Raw genomic sequence first — 20250 nt, 5'->3', positions numbered from 1 at the left:
TTAGCTTTTCTCACTGGCCAGAATCTGTGCCGCTATCTTGCCTAGCTCTGTGCTCTCTTTAGCGAGTAATCCGAGAAGCTCTTGGCGTACCCGACCATATCCGCCCGTCCCTCGAAACCCCACTTTGGTCAACTCCTCTTCAGGCGTCAGATCTGGAGCATCGCTTGAACGCCAATCAAACTCCGCCAACGTCGCAATGGCCTGAGTGATTTCGTCGCGAAATGGTTGTCCCTCCATCTCTTTCAGGCTTCGGTCGATATCCTCGCTTCGAGTTTCACCTGCATCAATGTCATCCATGCGCCACTGATCTAGCTGTAGCCTACTCGCAGATCGATACAAGACGTCATTGAGCGCGATGCAGAATCCTCGAACCCCTTGCTCTTGATTGAGGAGAGTTTTTGGCCCAAGAAACGCGAGATCAAACCCATCCTGTAAATCAATCTGTGGTGTTGTTTGCTCACGCAACGAAGCTGGCCACCCTTCTACTTTGCTAGCAACGGCGTCTCGCAATTTTTGCCAAAGAAAGATGAGAAATGCGGCCTGTTGTGGACGGCTCCAGTCAAGCGGTCCCGTTGTCGATGACAAATTCGCCGCGAAGAGCCCCTTTCGACTTCTTCCCACCAGTCCAGGGCTTAGAAATGAGTTGTAGATTGCCTGCACCCATCCGGCCTGGGAAACCCAACCGGACTTTCGCTCACCCAGCATGTTGATCCGTCCCTTCCAGGGACTTTCACTGTGACGAAAAAGCAGATCCGTAAGTTCTTGCGCTCGCGCTTCACGGTATACGTGCACGGCCGAGACGCTTTCCAACCAATCCTGTGTTCGAAGCAATGGGAAGAGGTCATAAGCGTGACTTGGATTTATCTTCTTTGGCGAGACATTGATGGACCAAAAAAGGTAGGCCTGCCATCCCATATCCAAACCGTGAAAAGCCACCACCGGAAGCTCAAAGTCATCCGGTAGCCCCGACGCCTCATCAAACGCAAAAAGACGGTGTTGCCCATCGATAACCTCAATCGGAGCTAAGCCCTTTGGCTCCCAAGCGCTCTCGGTCACCCCACTCGGCAGAACGATCTGTACCGCACCATTCGCAGCCTCCACTTCGAGCGCATCTGCCGCATCTACTGTCTTGCCTCGACGCTGATCTCCCGGCTTGAGAAAATTGACAACAATTGCCGTTGGAAGCCAACCTGGCTTCTTCAAAGAGTCATTTGCCTCATCAGCTTTTTGCTTGCCAGATAGGTCACCAAAGGGATATCCAGCACGGACATATTCCCCAATTTTTTGCGATCGATCTTTTTCGTGCAATCGCTGTATGCCTGTTGCATCAGAACCTTCGCGCCTCCGAACATACACACCAGATAGCTTGCGCAGTTGCTTGGCAGACATCGAGAAGACCAGTAGTTGCTCTGGCGGCCTCTTGCGCTCGTTTTCCTCGGGGAACGGGTATGCATCCCACTCAGCAAGCCACTGCTTGCACTGGATAGCGGCGATGCGTTGCTGGTTCTTGGTCAAAGGATCCCTCATTTCTGTAAGAGTCGGCATCTGGCCGAAAAAAGCGGCAGCCATTCCGAGGAGCGCGCAGATCGATTTTTCTGTGGCCGAATAATAAGGCCACCCAAATGCATTGGCCTCCGCCTCCCATCAAGCCATAGGTAAGTGAACGAAGTGGCGGCGACAAGCGACACCCTTCCACGAATCCACTGGCGCAATCGGGTGTTTTTTCGCAATAACTCTTGACTTCAAGTCAAAAGTTTTCTTCACGAAACCCTGTTTTTCTGCAAGAAAAACCGCAAGACACTCCTCCCATCCCCAAGGAGTGCTCTCATGCCAATCGCCTTACTCGCGCTGACCCTCAGCGCCTTCGCCATCGGAACGACCGAGTTCGTCATCGTTGGCCTCATTCCCACCGTCGCGGCCGACCTCGGCATCGGCCTTCCCTCGGCGGGCCTGCTGGTCAGCCTCTATGCGCTGGGCGTTGCCATTGGCGCGCCGGTGCTCACGGCCCTCACGGGCAAGCTGCCGCGCAAGGCGCTGTTGCTCGGGCTGATGGCGCTGTTCACGGTCGGCAACCTGCTGGCGTGGCAGGCGCCCAGCTATGAATCGCTGATTGCCGCCCGCGTGCTCACGGGGCTGGCGCACGGGGTGTTCTTCTCGATCGGCTCGACGATTGCCACCGGCCTGGTGCCGAAGGAAAAGGCGGCGAGCGCCATCGCGATCATGTTCACGGGCCTCACGGTGGCGCTGGTCACGGGCGTGCCGCTGGGCACGTTCATCGGGCAGCACTTCGGCTGGCGCGAGACTTTCCTGGCGGTGTCGGCGCTGGGCGTTGTCGCCTTCATCGGCAGCTGGATCTTCGTGCCGGGCAACATCCGCCACACGCCGCCGGCCTCGCTGGCGCAACAAGCCAAGGTGCTGGCCGAGCCGCGCCTGCTGCTGGTGTATGCCAAGACGGCCATCGGCTACGGCGGCTCGTTCATTCCGTTCACGTTCCTGGCGCCGATCCTCACCGACGTGTCGGGCTTCAGCGCCGGCGCGGTGGGCTGGGTGATGCTGGTGTACGGCATCTCGGTGGCGGTGGGCAACATCTGGGGCGGCAAGCTGGCCGACCGCATGGGCCCGATTCCGGCGCTGAAGATCATCTTTGCGCTGCTGGCGGCGGTGCTGCTGGTCTTCAACTTCGCGGCGCCGCACAAGTGGCTGGCGCTGGTGGCGGTGCTGATGTGGGGCGCGGTGGCGTTCGGCAACGTGCCGGGGCTGCAGGTGTACGTGGTGAAGCAGGCCGAACGCTTCACGCCGCAGGCGGTGGACGTGGCCTCGGGCCTGAACATCGCGGCCTTCAACCTGGGCATTGCGGGCGCGGCCTGGGCCGGCGGCCTGATCGTGACGCACCTCGGGCTGATGCACACGCCCTGGATCGGCGCACTCGTCGTGCTGGTCTCTCTGGCCCTCACGCAATGGAGCGGCTCGCTCGACCGCCGCGCCGGCATTCCGGTGCGCGCCTCGGGGCCGGTGCCGGTCGGGCACTGAGCTTTTCTCTTCTCTTCTTTTTCTTTCTTTGAACACAAGGAACACACACGCCATGACCACGAACAACAACACCCCCATTCCCGCCTTCGGCCTCGGCACCTTCCGCCTGCAGGGCCAGGTGGTGATCGACTCGGTGAAGAACGGCCTCGACCTGGGCTACCGCACGATCGACACGGCACAGATCTACGGCAACGAAGCCGAAGTGGGCCAGGCCATTGCCGAAAGCGGCGTGGCCCGCAGCGACCTGTTCATCACCACCAAGATCTGGACCGACCACTACGCGAAGAGCAAGCTGGTGCCCAGCCTGAAAGACAGCCTGGCCAAGCTGCGCACAGACCATGTGGACCTGACGCTGATCCACTGGCCCTCGCCCGGCAACGCGGTGCCAGTGGCGGAGTTCATGGGCGCGCTGGCCGAGGCCAAGGCGCTGGGGCTCACGAAGCAGATCGGCGTGTCGAACTTCAACATCGCGCTGATGCAGGAGGCCATTGCCGCCGTGGGCGCGTCGGCCATTGCCACGAACCAGATCGAGCTGCACCCCTACCTGCAGAACCGCAAGGTGGCGGCCTTCGCGCAGAGCCAGGGCATCCGCATCACCTCGTACATGACGCTGGCCTACGGCAAGGTGCTGAACGACCCGGTGATCGGCGCCATTGCCACGGCGCACGGCGCCACGCCCGCGCAGGTGGTGCTGGCCTGGGCGATGCAGCTGGGCTATGCGGTGATTCCGTCGTCGACGAAGCGCGCGAACCTCGAAAGCAACCTGAAGGCGCAGCAACTGACGCTGACCGAGGCCGAGATGGCGCAGATCGCCGCGCTCGAGCGGGGCGAGCGGCTGACCGATCCGCAAGGGCTGTCGCCGGCGTGGGACTGAGGCGCTGGCGCGGGGCGTAGCGCCGCGCGGCAGAATGCAGTGACCCCTCGGGGCGCCCTCATGGGCGCCCTTTTTCTTCTGCTTCTTTTCGCTTGCCAGCCATGACCGACCTCCACACCCGCATCTCCGACAGCTTCAACGCACAGGGCCTGATGGCCACGCTCGGCGCGCGGCTGGTGCATGTGGGCGATGGCGAGGTGCACATCGAGATGCCGTTTTCAAAAGCGCTGTCGCAGCAGCGCGGCTATGTGCATGCGGGCGCGGTGACGAGCATCGTCGACAGCGCCTGCGGCTACGCGGGGCTCACGAAGGCGCCGCAGGGCTGCGACGTGGTGACGGCGGAGTTCAAGATCAACTTCATGCGGCCCGCGCTGGGCGAGCGCTTCCTGGCGGTGGGCCGCGTGCAGAGTTCGGGCAAGCTGCTCGCGGTGTGCACGGGCGAAGTGCGTGCCTTCGCGAAGGCGGGCGACACCGATTACAAGGTGGTGGCGATGATGCAGGCGACCATCGTGAACGTGCCGCAGTGAGCGAACGGCACCCCGCCTCGCGCGGCTAGCAGCGCGGCGTGGTGGCTTCGCTCTGTTCTTGTTGTTGCTGCTGCTTCTGCTGCTCGGCGATCACCGCGCGGCACAGGGCCTGCAGTTCGGCCGCGACGATGTCGGGCGCCTTGCGCAGCTCGGCAATGTCGCGCTCGCCGACGCAGTGGCCTTCGAGGCGCACGTAGATGCGACTGAAGTTGCCGCCGAGCGCGCGCGCAATGTCGCGCAGGCAATCGGCGACGCTGGCAAAGCCGGTGTGGCTGTACGAGCTGGGCGGGATCACGCCCTTGGAGCGCGGCGCGCGCACGGAATACAGGTACGACGCGCCTTCAGACCGCAGCTCCACCACGGGCTGCAGACCGCGCTGAACGTCGCCGTTGCCTTGCTTTCCTTGCATGGGGCGGAGTGTAAATCTGGCGAAGGCAGAATCTGCCGACCAGGCCGAAGGCCGCTTCGCGAGGGGTGGCTCTTCTTCATTTTTTGTTGGTTCACCGCGGCGCGTTCAGAGTGCAGCCGCCGTTCACACTTCATCAATCCAATGGCCAATCGCTCCTACCTCTACAGCCTCACCAACCGGCCCACGGCGTACACGGACCGGCCCGAAACCATCTCGGGCATCTCCGAATGGAACTACGACATTCCGTTCATGTACCGGCTGCTGATGTCGGGCGATCCGCAGTTGTGCGCGTCGCTGATCTCCGACGGCCTCGACAGCGACGAAGGGGATGAGAAGGTCCGGCTGTACGCGATCAGTGGCCGCTTCGAGCCGGGCTTTGCGCGGGTGAAGCGGCTCATCGACATCATGCGGTACCTGGCGGCGCAGGCGCCGGTGCCTGCGCCCGCGCCCGTAGCAGCGCCCGTCGTGGCCGCGCCGAAGGCCACGTCGTTCGTCGACCGGCTCAAGGGCTGGTTCTCGCCGTCCGCCACACCGAAGGCACCGCCTGCGACTGCCGCGCGCGCAGCGGCCACACCCGCGACGGGCTCGACGCAGCTGCCGGGTTGGCTGGACGAGACCCTGGCTTTTCTCGAAGCCCACCGCAACGAGCACCTGCTGCTGGAGACGGTCGAGCTCGACACCATGACCGAATCGGAAGAGGCTCCGCTGCGGGCCTGCGTCGAGAAGGAGCTCGCGCGCTGCCAGCAGGCCGGCGCCGCGCTCGATGCGCTGCCCCAAGACATCGCGGCGGCGGCGCAGTTGCTGCGCGAAGCCGGTGCGAAAAAACAGGCGGCCCCGCTCGATGCGTTCTTCGGGCTGCGCTTCGACGACGACTGCGACAGCACGCGCAGCCGCGCCACGGAATATCCGCTGGGGCTGCAGTGGTACGACGTGCTGTACTTCGGCCTGCTCAACCGCGCCGAGTTCGAAGCCGCAACGCGCGGCGATGCTGCGGCCGCGTAGCGTGTCAGTTGCCGCGTCGCGGCTCGGCCCACGCCGAGAGGATGCGCACGGCTTCGGCGTCCATCTTCTGTTCGGCCGGCTGCGCACGCGCGGCCAGCGGTGCACCGGCTTCGGTGCGCAGCACGTCGACGTCGATGGGATGGCGCGCTTCCACGGTCACGCCTTGGAAGGCTTCACCCGACTGCGCGAGCGTGGCCGCGTAGTACAGCTGGCCGATGCCCGCGATGTGCATGGCCGCCACGCACATGGCGCAGGGCTCGCACGAGGTGTAGAGCTCGCAGCCCGACAGGTCGACGGTGCCCAGCCGGCGGCAGGCATCGCGAATGGCTTCGACCTCGCCGTGCGAGGTGGGGTCGTGGTGCGCGACGGAGTGATTGAAGCCCTCGCCCACCACCGCGCCGTTCTTGACGACGACCGCGCCGAAGGGCTCGGTGCCGGGCTCCTGGAGCGCCCGGGCCGAAAGGGCCAGGGCGCGCTGCATGAAGTGTTCGTTGTACATGGGTCGGATCTCCTGGGTGCTCAGAAGGTGTGAATGAATCCGGCGTGGCCGAGCAGCCCGCCCAGGCGCGTCCCCTCAAGGCGCAAAGCGCAGCCATAGCTCGGGCTATGGCGAGCATTTGCAACGCCGAGGGGGCGCGTCTGGGCGGGATGAGCGGACATGGCGGGTTCGTTCACACCTTCTCAGCCTTGCGGGCCTGGTCGATGGGGGACGGCGCGGGCGCAGCCTGCGCACCGAAGAGGCCGGCGGTGGCACTCGCGTAGCGGCGCGGGTCGAAGCGCAGCACGGCGGGCAGCAGCAGCACGGTGACGGCGGCCAGGTAGGCCCAGGCCATGGTGAAGCCGCCGGTCTGCTCGCGCACCCAGCCGGTGACGAAGGGCGCGAGCGCCGCGATCATGAAGCCCACGCCCTGCATGAAGCCGGCAAGTGCACCGGCCTGCGCGGGGTCGGACCGGTGGTCGAGCGCGAGCACCATGCACAGCGAGAACGCACCGCCCAGACCGGCACCGAGCACGACGGCGATGACGGCCGCCGGCACGGGCAGCGCAAGCCCGAGCGCCGCAAAGCCCGCCAGTTGCGCCAGCAGCGCACCGACCAGCCAGCGCCGCAGGTCGCGCTGGCCGCCGCGCCGCGCGAGCGCCGGCAGCGTGAGCGCGCCGACGACCTGCGCCAGCGTCATGAGCGCGAGCACGGCGCCGCCCTGCTGCGCCGTCCAGCCGCGCTCGGCATGGAAGTAATGCGGCAGCCACGCGACGAGGCTGGTGTAGCCGCCGTTGATGAGGCCGAAGCACAGGGCCAGCAACCACGCGCGGCGGTGGCCGAAGCAGCGCAGCCAGGCACGGTCGAGCGAGGGGTCGGCGGCGCCTCGCACAGTTGACGACGCGGACGGCAGCCGCCGCGCACTGCGCAGCCAGGCCGCCAGCGCCACCACCGCGAGCACCGCCCACATGGCGAGGCCGGCGTGCCAGTCGAGTTGGGCATCGCCGCCCATGGCGCGCGCGAGCCACGGGCTGGCCATGGCGCCGAGCCCGCCGCCGCCCATGATGGCGGCCGAGTAGAGCCCGGTCATGAGGCCCAGCCGCGCGGGGTAGGCCTGCTTGACCACGCCGGGCATGAGCGCCTGCACCAGCCCCACGCCCGCGCCCGCGAGCGCGGCGCTCCACAGCAGCGCCGCGGCGCCGCCCGCCACGTAGCGGCCGGCGCAGGCCAGCGCGATGGCACCGAGCCCGAGCGCGATGCCGCCGCGCGCGCCCAGGCGCTGGCCCACGGCCGCGCCCGACAGCGACACCGCGCCCATCGCGAACATCGGCAGCACGGTGAGCAACGCGACGGCGTGAAAGCCGATGCCGGTGGCGGCGCGGATCGGTTCGAGCAAGGGGCTGCTCGACGTGAGAAAGGCGCGCAGGTTGAGCGCCACCAGCACGACCACGCAGGCGAAGAAGACCGGGCCCGCGCCGGTGCGCGGGTTGTCGGCTGCAGGGCGTGCGGCGCGGCTCACGCGGGCACGGCGCCGGGCACGAGCGTGCCGTGGCGCGCGACCACGCGGCCGCCCGACACCACGAGCTTGCGCACGGGGCGGCTCACCACGGCCTGCGCGGGCGTTTGCGCGTCGACCAGCACGAGGTCGGCGCGGCAGCCCACGTCGAGTCCGTAGGCCGCGAAGCCGCAGCCGCGCGCGCCGGAATGGGTGACGGTGTCGAGCGCCACTTCGAGCTCGTCGTCGCGGCGCAGGTTGTAGCGCAGGCCGATGAGCATGGCGCGCTCGAGCATGTCGGGGTTGCCGTAAGGCGACCAGGTGTCGCGGATGCCGTCGTTGCCGCCCAGCACGGTGACGCCGGCGGCGCGGCACGCCATGAGCGGCGGCACGTTGCGCGAGGCCGGCGCGCTGGTGATGAGCACCACGCCCAGCTTGGCCATGCGCGCGAGCAGCGCGTCGCGCTCGCGTTCGCTCACGTCGCCCAGGCAGAAGCCGTGGCTGATCGCCACCTGGCCCTGCATGCCGAGCGCCTCGGTGCGCTGCAGGATCAGCTCGAGCGAGAAGGCGCCCATGGCGCCGGGCTCGTGCAGGTGGATGTCGACGGGGCGCTGGTGCTTGTGGGCAATGCCGAAGAGCACGTCGAGCGACTTCACGGGGTCGCCGTCGATGGCGCAGGGGTCGAGGCCGCCGAGCACGTCGGCGCCCATCGCCAGCGACTGGTCGAGCAGCTCGGCCGTGCCGGGGCGCCCGAGCAGGCCCGACTGCGGAAACGCGACGACCTGGATCTGCTGCACCTCGCGCAGCGTCTCGCGCGTGCGCAGCGTGCCTTCGAGGTGGCGCAGGCCGGCCTGGGTGTCGACGTCGACGTGCGTGCGCAGGCGCGTGGTGCCGAGCGCGAGAAAGGCCTTGGCCAGCACCAGCGACTGCGCGGCGGCGTCGTGCCCGCTGGCGTGGCGGAAGGCGCGCTCGTTCTCGATCTTGTCGATGAGGTTCGTGCCGACCTCGTTGCGGTACCAGTCCATGCCCCACATGGTCTTGTCGAGGTGGGTGTGGCCTTCGACGAGGCCGGGCAGCAGCAAGGCGCCCTCGCCGTCTTCGACGGTGGCGCCGGCCGGTGCGGCCAGCGCCGCGCCGATCTCGGCAATGCGGCCGTCGTGCACGTGCACGTCGACAGGAGACGCACCCAGGGGGCGCACGTTGCGGATCAGGAGCTGGGTCATTCGGTTTCGTTCGTGGGTCAGGGGCAAGAGAAGACCGGTCAGGCGGGTTGCGCCGCCACGGTGCGCGGCAGCACGCGCGGCGTGACGAGCGCCACCGCCACGAAGACCAGCGCGTTGACCGCCAGCGCCACCAGCCCGGTGTTGAGCGACTTGAAGACCACGGGCGCCGCCGGGAACAGCGTGCCCAGGTTCGCGCCGGTGGTCATCGTGAAGGCCAGCACCGCACCGCCCGCGAGGATGCCCGCAAAGGCGGCGTGCTTGCTGCCGAAGGGTTTCTTCAGCAGGCTGAACAGCAGCGAGGGCAGCAGCTGCGTGAGCAGGCTCGACGCGAAGATGGCCACGGCCACGATGGTGGTGCCGCCGCGCAGCACGAAGTACACGGCCACCAGCGCGAACACGGGCAGCACGCCACGCGCCACGCGCGAGACCTGCTTGTCGGTGGCGTGGGGCGCGAAGCCTTCCTTGTAGACGTTCTTGCCGATCACCGTGGAAGCGGTGAGCAGGATCATCGAGCCCGGCACCAGCGCGGTGAGCACGCCCGTGCCGCCGATCACGCCCACGAACCACGGGTCGAAGGTGTGCTTCACGAGGCCGAACAGGGCCAGGTCGACCTCGGAGCCCTTGAGCCCCGGCACCTGCAGGATGGCCGCGAAGCCCACCAGGAACAGGAAGGCGATGACCACCTGGTACAGCGGCATCAGGATGGTGTTGCGGCGCACCGCGCTCGCGCTGCGGGCGGCGTACACCGAGGTCAGGTTGAACGGGTACAGGTAGTAGCCCAGCGCCGTGAGCAGGATGGTCGAGTTGTACCAGGTGAGGTTCAGGCCCTCTTTCGGAAACTCGAAGAAGCTGGGGTTGGCCGCGTGGATGGCGCTGAACATCGGCGTGACGCCGCCGTAGTAGTGCCAGGGCAGGTACACGCCCAGGAACACGGCGAGCACGAGGATCAGGATGTCCTTCACGATGGCGATGCTGGCCGAGCCGTGGATGCCCGAGAACAGGATGTAGCTGACCATCACGAGCGTGCCGATCCAGATCGCCACCTGCGGCGCGATGGAGCCGTACGAGGCCTCCGACACGATGATGCCCAGCCCGCGCAGCTGGATGGTGAGCAGCGCCACCATGCCCATGAGCGCGACCACCGACACCAGCACGCCGAGCGGGCGGCTGTCGTACTTGTGGGCGAAGAAGTCGGAGAACGACACCAGCTTGTGCGCGGTGGCGTAGCGCCAGATGGCCGGCAGCATCCAGAAGGCCATGAGGTAGGCCAGGCCGCCGTAGGCCAGGATGTAGAAGGCCGGCGAGCCCTTGCTGTACGACCAGCCACTGGCGCCCAGGAAGGTGAAGGTCGAGAACGACTCGCCCGCCATGAGCAGGAACACCATGATCGTGCCCAGCCCGCGCCCGCCCAGTGCCCATTGCTCCAGGCTCATGGTGCGCCCGCGCCGCGCGAGCACGGCCAGGCCCAGGGCGCCGGCCACGAAGAGCGCGATCACGCCGAGTGCGGCGTTCATCGCGCGTCTCCTGCGACCTTGGCGGCCTGCGCATCCTGCGCGTCGAGGTCGCCTTCGGCGCGGTCGATCACCACCATGATGAGCGAGGTCAGCACCAGCCAGCTCACGTTCCAGACCATCAGGAAGGGCATGCCGAGCACGAAGGTGGGCGCGACGGACGACAGCCATCCCCCGCTGAAGAAGGCGGCGACCGGCAGCAGGGCCAGCCATTTGGCGAGTTTCATGGGATGTCTCTGTGTGTTCGGGTGGTTGGAGATTCGATCTTCTTTTGGTTAACCATTTTATATTTTTTGGTTAACCAAACGGCGCGAATGGTACGGAGCCAGGCGGGCCGCGTCAATCCGGGGGCTTTCCCGGAGGTGGCGGGGTGCAGGCAATAATCCGCAGGCCCATGCCTGCCGCCACCCGCCGATCCGCCGCGCCCGCCCCTTCGACCGAACCCATCGAGTCCGCCGACGACGCGAACGTGGACGAGCGCGTCTACGCCGCCGTGTCCAAGGCGCTGCTCAGCGGCAAGCTGCGCCCCGGCACGCCGCTGCGCGAGCGCGCGCTGGCCGAGGCGCTGGGCTGCACGCGCGGCGCGGTGCGCAAGGTGCTGGCGCGGCTGGGCTCCGAGAAGCGGCTGGTGCTGGAGCACAACCGCGGCGCCTTCGTGCCCAACCCGTCGATCGACGACATGCGCGGCATCTACCGCGCGCGCCGCATCGTGGAGGCCGGGCTGGTCGCCACGCTGTTCGGCCGGCTGGCGCGCGACCAGGTGGCCGCGCTGCGCAAGCACGTGCAGGCGGAGCAGAAGGCGTTCAAGGAAGGCCGGCGCGAGGACGCGATCCGCCTGGCCGGCGACTTCCACCTGCTGCTCGCGCAAATGGCGGGCAGCGACGAGCTGCTGTCGTACATCCGGCGGCTGATCGCGAACACCGAGCTGTACAAGGCGCTGTACGACTCGGCCGAAGCCGCGAGCTGCGCGCCGCGCGAGCACGAACAGATCATCGAAGCACTCATGGGCGACTCGCTCGACGCCGCGCTGGCCGTGGCGCTGGAGCACCTGGACGAGCTGGAGCAGCGCGTGATCGCGGGCGCGGCGGCGGAGCAGGAAGTGGACCTGGCGGCGCTGCTGAACGGCGCTGCGCCGGCGCGAAGCCACGGGCACGGTCACTGAGGCTTTCGCGCCCACATTTCGCCCATGAGCGAAGTGTCGAGGGGCCGGTCTCGCGAAGATCGGCGCACCATGCCAACGACCCCGCTCGCCGCTTCAGTCCAACCCCACACCCCTGCCCTTGAATGGGCGCTGCTCGCGGTGCTCGCGACCTGCTGGGGCGCCTCGTACACCTTCATCAAGATCGGCGTGGCGACGATCCCGCCGGTCACGCTGATCGCGGCACGCACCCTGATCGCCGGGTTGCTGCTGCTCGCGGTGCTGCGCGTGCGCGGCGTGCGCTTGCCCAAAGATGGCGCGACGTGGCGGCGCTTCGCGCTGCAGGCTGGCCTGAACAGCGTGCTACCGTTCACGCTGATCGCGTGGGCCGAACGCAGCGTGGATGCGGGGCTGGCGACCATCCTCAACTCGACCTCGCCGATCTTCATCTTCCTGCTGGGGTGGGGCCTGGGCGGCGCGGGCAAGCCCACGCTGCAGCGCCTCTTCGGCGTGGGAGCGGGGCTGGCGGGCATCTGCCTGATCGTGGGCTTCGAGGCGCTGCAGGGGCTGGGGCATTCGCTGCTGGCACAGCTGGCGCTGGTGGTGGCCGCTGTCTGCTACGGCTGCGCCGCGATGTTCGGCCGCGTGTTCAAGGGCCTGGACCCGATGGTGCCCGCGGCCGGCTCGCTGCTGAGCGGCGCCGCCCTGCTCGTGCCCGCGAGCCTGGCGATCGACAGGCCCTGGACGCTCGCCCCCTCCACCGCCTCGATGCTCGCCGTGCTGGCGCTGGCGGTGCTGTCCACGGCGCTGGCCTTCACGATCTACTTCCGGCTCATCAAGACGCTGGGGCCGATGTCGACCTCGGCGCAGGCCTACCTGCGCGTGCCCATCGGCGTGACGATCGGCGTGGTGTGCCTGGGCGAGACGCTGGCGCCCACCGCGTGGGTCGGGCTGGCCTGCGTGGTGGTGGGCGTGGTCGCGATGACGGTGCCCGACACACAACTTTTGCGCCGGGGCCTTCGTTTTTTACGCGGCTTTTAGACCCGCGCTTCTACGCTGCCGGCTCCTCCATCCGTTAGCGAATTCTTTCGATGAAACACCTCCTTCGCACCGCCTTGCCGGTGCTCGTTCTTCCCACCCTGTTCGCCCTGCCGATGCTCGCCAATGCGCAGCTCACGGGCAACGTGGCGCTGACCACGAACTACAAGTTCCGCGGCCAGGACCAGGACATGATCGGCAAGAACGACTACGCCAAGACCAAGGGCTTCAAGCCCGCCATTCAGGGCGGCTTCGACTACGCCTTCGGCGACAGCGGCTTCTACGTCGGCAACTGGAACTCCAGCGTCAACTGGCTCAAGGGCAACAGCATCGAGAGCGACCTGTACGGCGGCTACAAGTTCAAGGCCGGCCCGGTCGACATGGACGTCGGTGCCCTCACCTACCTGTACCCGGGCAATTCGACGGGCAACACGACGGAGCTGTACGCCAGCGCGGGCTACACCGACGCCACGCTCGGTTCGTTCACGCTGAAGTACTCGCACACGGTGTCGAAGGACTACTTCGGTTACGCCGGCGCCAAGACCGGCTCGGGCCGCACGGGCCGCAACACCGGCTACCTGAACCTGGCCTATAGCAAGGAGATCGTGCCCAAGGTCACGCTGAAGGCGGCCGTGGGCTACACGAACATGTCGAGCGACATCCGCAGCCTGGGCTATAGGAGCTACGTGGACTACAACGTCGGCGCGACCTACGACTTCGGCAGCGGCCTCACGCTCACGGGCTCGGTGCAGGGCGCGAACAAGAAGAGTTCGTACGTTTCCGTGGCCAACCCGGGCTTCGACTACGGTTTCGGCACCATCGGCCAGACGACCTACTCGCCGAACAAGGCCCGCTTCATCCTCACGCTGACCAAGACGCTGTGATCAGTCGATGCTGATGTTCGCCGCCTTGGCGACCTCGGCCCACTTCACGCGGTTGGCGTGCACGGTCTTCTTGAACTGGGCGGGCGACTCGATGCGCACGGTGTTGCCCTGGCTCTCGAAGCGCTCGCGGATCTCGGGCTGCTCGAGCACGGTCTTCACGGCGGCGTTGAGCTTGTCGACGATGTGCGCGTCGGTGCCCTTGGGCGCGAAGATGCCGAACCAGATGGCGCTGTCGAAGCCCTTGGTGCCCGGCAGGCCGCTGGAGGCGATGGTCGGCACTTCCTTCACGGCCGGCACCGCCGTGGCGGTGGTCACGCCCAGCAGGCGCACCTTGCCGGCCTTGTAGTGCGGCAGCACGGTCTGCACCTGGTTCATGATGCAGCAGGTCTCGCCGCGCACCACCGAGGTGATGGCCTCGGGGCCGCCCTTGTAGGGCACGTGGACCATGTTCAGGCCCAGGCGCGAGTTGAACTCGGCGAAGGCCATGTGCGTGCCCGCGCCGTTGCCGGTGGAGGCGTAGTTGTACTTGCCGGGGTTGGCCTTCACCAGCTCGACGAACTCCTTGAGCGTGCGCACGTTGATCACGTCGGGGTTGATGGTGAGCACGTTCGACACGTCGAGCACGGGCGCCACGGGCACGAAGTCGGCCTCCACGTCGAAGGGCAGCTTCTTGTACAGCGCAGCATTGCTGCCGTGCGTGGCGGCGGTGCCGAACGAGAGCGTGTAGCCGTCGGGCTTGGCATGGGCGACGTACTCGCTGGCGATGTTGCCGGCGGCGCCCGACTTGTAGTCGATGATCACGGGCTTGCCGAGCTGGCGCGACAGCGGCTCCTGGATGGCGCGGGCGACCACGTCGACACCCGAGCCGGCCGGGAAGCCCATGATCAGTATGACGGGTTGTTGCGGCCAGTCGGGCTGGGCCAGCGCCAGGGTCGATGCGGCAGCGGTGCAGAGCAAGGCGCCAGCGGCCAGCAGGGCGCGACGCGGGAAGGGAGAATGGGCCATGTCGGTCTTTCTTCGAGGCGGACGGTGCAGGCGCCGATTGTGGCGCGCGGCTGATATCTGTTTGCACATGTGCTTATGCACCGCGCCCCTTGCCTCTCCATAATCGCTCCATGGTCCGCCCCACACAACAACTCCACATCCATCGCGAGCCGGTGCCCGTGCGCGCCGCCGCCACCGTCCTGCTGCTGCGCGACACCGACGCCGGCCTGGAGGTCCTGATGACCCGCCGCTCGGCCACCGCGAGCTTCGCACCCGGTGCCTACGTCTTTCCGGGGGGCCACATCGATGCGGCCGACGCCGCCGCCGCGCGCATCGCGGCACGCCGCGCCACGCAGAGCGACACGCAGCACACGCAGGCCATCGCCGCGATCCGCGAAGCCTTCGAAGAGCTGGGCATCCTGCTGGCCCGCCACGCCGACGGTCGCGCGGTGAGCGCCGGCGAGGTCGCCGCGATGGACCGCAACGCCACCGCCGGCACGGCCTTCGCCGACCAGTGCGCCGCGCGCGGCCTGGTGCTGTCGGCCGACGAGGTCTTCACCTTCGCGCACTGGATCACCGACCGCGACCTGCCCAAGCGCTTCGACGTGCCCTTCCTGGTGGCGCGCATGCCCGAGGGCCAGACGCCCACGGCCGACGAGAGCGAGCAGTTCGAGCCCTGCTGGGTGCGCCCGGCCGACGCGCTGGCGCGCCACGAGGCGGGCAGCTTCTTCATGATCTTCCCGACCATCCGCACGCTGCAGCGCATGGCGGCCTACGCGACGGTCGATGCGGTGCTCGCGGCCTGCGCGCCCGGCGCCGACGGCCAGGAGAAGCCGCTGTGGACCAGCTGCCCGCGCGCCGGCCTGCTCAAGGGCGAGGACGCGCGCTACATGGAACACGAGTCGCCCTTCGGCGAGCTCGCGCTGGTGTGCCCCGACGGCCAGATCGCGCACGCGCTCGACTGGCAGAGCACGCAGCCCGTGGCGCTGCTGAAGAACGTGCAGCGCCTCACCGCGCCGAACCCCAGCGCCATGACCGGCCCGGGCACCAACACCTACCTCGTGGGCGACGCGGCCACCGGCTACCTCGTGATCGACCCGGGCCCGAACGACGCCACGCACCTGGCGCGACTGATGGAGGCCACGCAAGGCGACATCCGCCTGATCGTCTGCACGCACTCGCACGCCGACCACTCGCCGGGCGCTGCGCCGCTGCAGGCGCTGTGCGCCGCCGAGCGCAAGCCGCCGATCCTCGGGCTGTCGTCCGCGCCCACGGCGCGCTCCACCGCACGCTTCAGCGCCGAGCGCGAGCTGGCCGACGGCGAACGGCTGGTGCTCTCGGGCACCGCGCCCGACGGCACGCCGCTCGTGCACACGCTGCGCGCCATCCACACGCCCGGCCACGCGGCCAATCACCTGTGCCTGGTGCTTGAGGAAGACGGCCTGCTGTTCTCGGGCGACCACATCCTCAATGGCAGCACGACGGTGGTCGATCCGCCGGACGGCGACATGACCGCCTACCTCGATTCGCTCGACAAGCTCGACGCGGCCTGCGCGGCCGGCGGCATCGACTTCATCCTGCCGGCGCACGGCTACGTGATCGGCTTTGCGCGCACGGCCATCGCGCACCTGAAGGCGCACCGCCTCAAGCGCGAGGCCAAGATCGCCGCCGCGATGCAGCGGCTGCCCGACGGCACGCCCGAGCAGTGGCTGCCGCTCGCCTACGACGACGTGCCCGAGCGCATGTGGCCGGTGGCAGCGCGTTCGCTGGCGGCGCACGTGGCGCGCATCCGGCAACTGGCCGACGCGCGATGAACCGCTCGAACCGCCCCTCTGCGCCCGACGACGAAGGCGTGCGCCTGGCCAAGCGCGTGGCCGCGCTGGCCCAGGTGTCGCGCCGCGAGGCCGAGCTGCTCATCGAGAACGGCGCGGTGCGCGTGGACGGCGTGCCCGCCCTGCTGCCGCAATCGCGCGTGCAGGCGCACCAGCAGGTCGAGATTGCCGCCGGTGCGCGGCCCGAGCCCGTGGTGCCGGTGACGATGGTGCTCTACAAGCCCGCCGGCATGCCGACCGACAACGCCCACCAGCTGCTGGTGGCCGCCAACCACCACGAGCCCGAGCGCGAGGGCCAGCGCTTCCTGCCGGCGCATGCGCGCGGCCAGCGCTGCATGACGCCGCTCGAAACCGGCGCCAGCGGCCTCGTGGCCTACACGCAGGAATGGCGCATCGAGCGCAAACTGCAGGAAGACGCGGGCATCCTCGAACACGAAGTGATGGTCGACGTGGCCGGCCCGGTGAGCCCCGAAGTGCTGGCGCGGCTGGAGCGCTCGCCCGCGCGCGTGAGCATCGGCCGGCAGTCGCCCGAGCAGACCGGCCTGCGCTTTGCGCTGAAGGGCGCGCGGCCCGGGCAGATCGCGCACATCTGCGACGGCGTGAACCTGCGCATCGTCGCCATGCGGCGCCTGCGCGTGGGCCGCGTCTCGCTGGCCGGGCTGCAGCCGGGCCAGTGGCGCTACCTGGCACCGCACGAGCGTTTTTGAAAGCGGCTTGAGGACGACGAGGCAGCACCGCAAACTGCCACCTGACGACAGCGGCCCCGCGCCGCACACGGGAGATACCAGCACCATGAAGTTCGGCACACCGATCCGCACCCTGGCCTGCACCCTGCCCCTGACGCTGCTGGCGGGCTGCAGCTACCTCACGGCCTTGCTGTTCCCGGACGCGCCGGTCGGTTCGCCGACCGAAGCGACAACAGCCGCCCCGCCCGCCGTGGTTTCCAAGGACGGCCTCGCGCCGATCACCGCGGTGCAGGTGGAACGCATCCGCGAAGCCGTCGGCGGCAAGCCACCGAGCCCCGCGGTGGGCAAGGTGGTGGGGAGCGCGTCGCCGACCATCGAATCCTTCCTGCGTACCGAAGGCTGCATCACGGCGCGCAACGGCGCGGTGCTCAACCCCTTCGCGGCGCCCGGCCGGCTGTTCGACGGCACGGGCTTCCAGGGCGGGCCGATGGCCGAGATGCAGTACCACGACAAGACCGCCTGCGTGACAGTGCAGCGCATCCAGAACTGGAAACTGGTGTCGCCCCGGCTGCTGCGCTTCGACGTGGTCTACGTGGGCGACGACGGCGAGGAGCGCGCCATCAAGCGCCACGAGCTGACGCGCCAGCCCAAGGGCGGCTGGCTGTTCACGCGCTGAGCGTTGCGGCCGGCGAGCGGCACGTGCCGCTCAGCGGACGGTCGTGGCGGGCTTGCCTTGTTGGCTTTGTGCGAGCGCGTCATCGGCCGGCTCCCAGCCGCCGCCGAGCGCCATGAACAGCACGACCTGGTCGTCGGCCAGTTGCGCGTCGCTGGCGGCCAAGGCGGCGTCGGCGCCGGCCAATGCGCGTTCGGCGTCGAGCGCGTCCAGGTAGGCGGTGCGGCCGTTGCGGTACAGCTGGCGCGCCTGCGCGGCGACCTTGGCGCTTTCGTCGCGCGAGGCCTGCAGGGCGGCGCGGCGGTCGAGCTCGCGGGCGTAGGTGCCGAGCGCGGTCTCGGTCTCGCGCAGCGCCGTGAGCACGGTGCCATCGAACTTGGCGAGCGCGGCGCGCGTGCCGGCCTCGGCCTGTGCGATGCGGGCCTGCGCGGCGCCGGTGTTGGGCACGGTCCAAGAGATCAGCGGGCCCACGCTCCAGGCCAGCGTGTCCTGCCGGCCGAAGCCGGTGGCATGGCCGGCCGACGAGCCCGACAGGCCCAGCGTCACCTTCGGATAAAGGTCGGCCGTGGCCACGCCGATGCGCGCGGTGGAGGCAGCGAGGCTGCGCTCGGCCTGGCGGATGTCGGGCCGGCGGCGCAGCAGCGCGGCGCCGTCGCCCACCGGCAGCGCGCCGGCCACGCGCGGCGGCGTGGTGCAGTCGGCCACCTCGCGCGGAAAGTCTTGCGGCAGCGCGCCGGTGAGCGTGGCCAGGCGGTAGAGCGCGCCCTGGCGCTGGGCCTTCAGCGGCGGCAGCGCGGCATCGAGCTGCGCGAGCTGGGCGCGCGCGCGCCCGGCGTCGATGGCGCCGGCGCGGCCCGCGCGCTGCAGGCGCTCGGTGACGTTCACGGCGTCTTGTTGCAGCGCGACCGACTTCTGCGCGATCTGCAGCCGCAGGCCGGTCGAGCAGGCTTCGGCGTAGGCGCGCGCGGTGCCGGCCGCGACGTTCACGCGCACGAGGTCGAGCGCGGCTTCGGCAGCCTGGCTGCTGGCGGCCGAGGCCTCGATGGCGCGGCGGATCTGGCCGAACAGGTCGACCTGGTACGACAGCGACGCGCCCGCGCTGTAGTTGAAGGTGTTCGGCGGCTCGTAGCCCTTTTGCAGCAGCGACAGGCCCGAGACGTGGCCGAAGGACGGCCCGCCGTTCACGCCGATGGTCGGGTACTTGGCGCCGGCCACCTCGGTTTCGATGGCGCGTTCGCGCTCGAGGTTGGCGACGGCTTGGCGCAGGTCGGTGTTGTGCGCAAGGGCCTGGGTGACGAGGCGGTCGAGCAGCGGGTCGTGGTACAGGCGCCACCAGTGCGCGGGCAGCGGCGCGGCATTCGCCGGTGCTTCGGCGAACGGCTTGCCGGCAGCGGGCTGGCTGGCCAGCGCCTCGGGCGGTTGCCGGTAGTCGGGGCCGACCGCCGCGCAGGCCGCGAGCCCGGCCGCGACCGCGAGCGAAGCCATGCGAAAGGCGAAGCGGGTCATGGCGGTCATCCCTTCTTCGGTTCGGCGGCAGCGTGGGCTGTGGGGGCCGCGTCGTGTTCGAGGACCTGCACCGTGACGGTCTGGCCGGCCACGAGGCGCGCGCCTTCGGGCAGCGGATCGAGCTTCACGCGCACCGGGATGCGCTGCGCCAGCCGCACCCAGTTGAAGGTCGGGTTCACGCTGGGCAGCAGGTTGGCGCTGGTGGAGCGGTCGCGGTCGGCGATGCCGGCGGCCACGCTGTCGACCGCGCCTTCGAGCACCGCGCCGCCGCCCATCGGCGTCACGCGCACGCGGTCGCCCAGGTGGATGCGCGGCAGTTTCGTTTCTTCGAAGTAGCCCTCGACGTAGAACGACTGCGCATCGACCAGCGCGAGCACCGGCCGGCCGGCGGCGGCGTAGCTGCCCTGGCGCAGGTCGAGGTTGGTGACGAGGCCGTCGGCCGGCGCGCGCACTTCGGCGCGCTGCAGATTGAGGCGCGCCGAATCGAGCGCCACCTCGGCCTGCGCGACGGCGGCCTGGGCCTGCTCGACGCGGGCGCGGGTCTGTTCGCGCGACTCTTTCGACACCAGCTCGTCGAGCCCCGTGTTGCGCGCGTTCTCGCGCTGGGCCTGGGCGCTCACGGCGCGCTGTGCGGCGAGCGCGGCCTGCGCCTGGCGCACGGCCAGGTCGTAGCGCGCGCGGTCCACCTCGAACAGCAGCGTGCCAGCGACGACCGGCTGGTTGTCGCGGATCGGCACGGCGGTGACGAGGCCCGAGACGTCGGGCGCGATCTGGACCACGTTGGCGCGCACGCGGCCGTCGCGGGTCCACGGCGCGAGCTCGTAGTGGTCCCACAGGCGAAAGCCCGCCCAGACGGCGGCGGCCACCACGGCCACGGTGAGGAGAACGCGCAGCAGGCTCTGGGCCCGGGGGTTGTCTGCGAAGGGGTTGGCTTTCATGGGAATCTCTGTGTGGTTTGCG

The 20250-nt window shown here is 68.7% G+C and carries 20 protein-coding genes; 10 read left to right on the top strand and 10 right to left on the bottom strand.

What is annotated here, in order from left to right; translation table 11 throughout:
• Nucleotides 1-1569, bottom strand: coding sequence for a DGQHR domain-containing protein (locus tag ACAM42_RS04380; RefSeq protein ID WP_369631233.1), 1569 nt, complete (start codon nt 1567-1569; stop codon nt 1-3).
• 258 nt (nt 1570-1827) lie between these two features.
• Here ACAM42_RS04380 and ACAM42_RS04375 point away from each other — a divergent pair, with 258 nt between their 5' ends.
• The 3 genes from ACAM42_RS04375 (at nt 1828) to ACAM42_RS04365 (ending at nt 4431) form a co-directional block, all read left to right on the top strand.
• Complete coding sequence (locus tag ACAM42_RS04375) at nt 1828-3030, top strand: MFS transporter (RefSeq protein WP_070060146.1); 1203 nt, start codon at nt 1828-1830, stop codon at nt 3028-3030.
• 52 nt (nt 3031-3082) lie between these two features.
• The gene (gene dkgB, locus ACAM42_RS04370; protein ID WP_369631232.1) at nt 3083-3904 is read left to right on the top strand and encodes a 2,5-didehydrogluconate reductase DkgB; all 822 of its coding nucleotides are present in this window, start codon (nt 3083-3085) and stop codon (nt 3902-3904) included.
• A 101-nt stretch (nt 3905-4005) separates the two neighbouring features.
• Nucleotides 4006-4431, top strand: coding sequence for a PaaI family thioesterase (locus tag ACAM42_RS04365; RefSeq protein WP_070060148.1), 426 nt, complete (start codon nt 4006-4008; stop codon nt 4429-4431).
• Between the two features lie 25 nt (nt 4432-4456).
• On the opposite strand, the gene ACAM42_RS04360 is transcribed toward ACAM42_RS04365, so the two are convergent.
• Nucleotides 4457-4840: a hypothetical protein gene (locus tag ACAM42_RS04360; protein WP_369631231.1), complete on the bottom strand. Its 384-nt coding sequence runs from the start codon at nt 4838-4840 to the stop codon at nt 4457-4459.
• A 141-nt stretch (nt 4841-4981) separates the two neighbouring features.
• Between ACAM42_RS04360 and ACAM42_RS04355 the strand changes: the two genes are divergently transcribed.
• The gene (locus ACAM42_RS04355) at nt 4982-5842 is read left to right on the top strand and encodes a hypothetical protein (RefSeq protein WP_369631230.1); all 861 of its coding nucleotides are present in this window, start codon (nt 4982-4984) and stop codon (nt 5840-5842) included.
• A gap of 4 nt (nt 5843-5846) precedes the next feature.
• Here ACAM42_RS04355 and ACAM42_RS04350 read toward each other — a convergent pair whose 3' ends face one another.
• The 5 genes from ACAM42_RS04350 to ACAM42_RS04330 form a co-directional block, all read right to left on the bottom strand.
• A complete protein-coding gene (locus ACAM42_RS04350; RefSeq protein ID WP_369631229.1) occupies nt 5847-6341 on the bottom strand; it encodes a nucleoside deaminase in 495 nt (164 codons plus the stop codon).
• Between the two features lie 172 nt (nt 6342-6513).
• Entirely contained in the window at nt 6514-7839 is a 1326-nt protein-coding gene (locus ACAM42_RS04345; RefSeq protein ID WP_369631228.1) for a cyanate transporter, read from the bottom strand.
• Nucleotides 7836-9038, bottom strand: coding sequence for an amidohydrolase family protein (locus tag ACAM42_RS04340; protein WP_369631227.1), 1203 nt, complete (start codon nt 9036-9038; stop codon nt 7836-7838). Before ACAM42_RS04340 ends, ACAM42_RS04345 begins: the two co-directional genes overlap by 4 nt.
• 38 nt (nt 9039-9076) lie before the next feature.
• A complete protein-coding gene (locus tag ACAM42_RS04335) occupies nt 9077-10552 on the bottom strand; it encodes a sodium:solute symporter (RefSeq protein WP_139701409.1) in 1476 nt (491 codons plus the stop codon).
• On the bottom strand, nt 10549-10776 hold the full coding sequence (locus tag ACAM42_RS04330) for a DUF3311 domain-containing protein (protein WP_369631226.1): 228 nt from the start codon (nt 10774-10776) through the stop codon (nt 10549-10551). Before ACAM42_RS04330 ends, ACAM42_RS04335 begins: the two co-directional genes overlap by 4 nt.
• A gap of 167 nt (nt 10777-10943) precedes the next feature.
• Here ACAM42_RS04330 and ACAM42_RS04325 point away from each other — a divergent pair, with 167 nt between their 5' ends.
• The 3 genes from ACAM42_RS04325 to ACAM42_RS04315 all read left to right on the top strand — a co-directional run bounded on the left by ACAM42_RS04325 (nt 10944) and on the right by ACAM42_RS04315 (nt 13609).
• Nucleotides 10944-11711, top strand: a complete 768-nt coding sequence (locus ACAM42_RS04325; protein ID WP_369631225.1) for a GntR family transcriptional regulator — start codon at nt 10944-10946, stop codon at nt 11709-11711.
• Nucleotides 11712-11780: 69 nt separating this feature from the next.
• The gene (locus ACAM42_RS04320) at nt 11781-12728 is read left to right on the top strand and encodes a DMT family transporter (RefSeq protein ID WP_369631224.1); all 948 of its coding nucleotides are present in this window, start codon (nt 11781-11783) and stop codon (nt 12726-12728) included.
• Between the two features lie 50 nt (nt 12729-12778).
• Entirely contained in the window at nt 12779-13609 is an 831-nt protein-coding gene (locus tag ACAM42_RS04315) for a TorF family putative porin (RefSeq protein ID WP_369631223.1), read from the top strand.
• Here ACAM42_RS04315 and ACAM42_RS04310 read toward each other — a convergent pair whose 3' ends face one another.
• A complete protein-coding gene (locus ACAM42_RS04310; RefSeq protein WP_369631222.1) occupies nt 13610-14614 on the bottom strand; it encodes a Bug family tripartite tricarboxylate transporter substrate binding protein in 1005 nt (334 codons plus the stop codon).
• Between the two features lie 110 nt (nt 14615-14724).
• Here ACAM42_RS04310 and ACAM42_RS04305 point away from each other — a divergent pair, with 110 nt between their 5' ends.
• The 3 genes from ACAM42_RS04305 (at nt 14725) to ACAM42_RS04295 (ending at nt 17787) form a co-directional block, all read left to right on the top strand.
• Nucleotides 14725-16407, top strand: coding sequence for an MBL fold metallo-hydrolase (locus ACAM42_RS04305; protein ID WP_369631221.1), 1683 nt, complete (start codon nt 14725-14727; stop codon nt 16405-16407).
• On the top strand, nt 16404-17132 hold the full coding sequence (locus ACAM42_RS04300; protein WP_369631220.1) for an RNA pseudouridine synthase: 729 nt from the start codon (nt 16404-16406) through the stop codon (nt 17130-17132). Before ACAM42_RS04305 ends, ACAM42_RS04300 begins: the two co-directional genes overlap by 4 nt.
• A gap of 85 nt (nt 17133-17217) precedes the next feature.
• Entirely contained in the window at nt 17218-17787 is a 570-nt protein-coding gene (locus ACAM42_RS04295; protein ID WP_369631219.1) for a hypothetical protein, read from the top strand.
• A 30-nt stretch (nt 17788-17817) separates the two neighbouring features.
• Here the strand turns inward: ACAM42_RS04295 and ACAM42_RS04290 are convergent, their stop codons facing one another.
• Both ACAM42_RS04290 and ACAM42_RS04285 read right to left on the bottom strand, forming a co-directional pair.
• Nucleotides 17818-19299, bottom strand: a complete 1482-nt coding sequence (locus ACAM42_RS04290) for an efflux transporter outer membrane subunit (RefSeq protein ID WP_369631218.1) — start codon at nt 19297-19299, stop codon at nt 17818-17820.
• On the bottom strand, nt 19296-20228 hold the full coding sequence (locus ACAM42_RS04285; RefSeq protein ID WP_369631217.1) for an efflux RND transporter periplasmic adaptor subunit: 933 nt from the start codon (nt 20226-20228) through the stop codon (nt 19296-19298). Before ACAM42_RS04285 ends, ACAM42_RS04290 begins: the two co-directional genes overlap by 4 nt.
• Nucleotides 20229-20250 lie beyond the last annotated feature (22 nt).

Origin of the sequence: Variovorax sp. V35, assembly GCF_041154465.1 — a bacterium.
Lineage (GTDB): Bacteria > Pseudomonadota > Gammaproteobacteria > Burkholderiales > Burkholderiaceae_C > Variovorax > Variovorax boronicumulans.
This window is presented reverse-complemented; position numbering and strand designations above follow the sequence as displayed.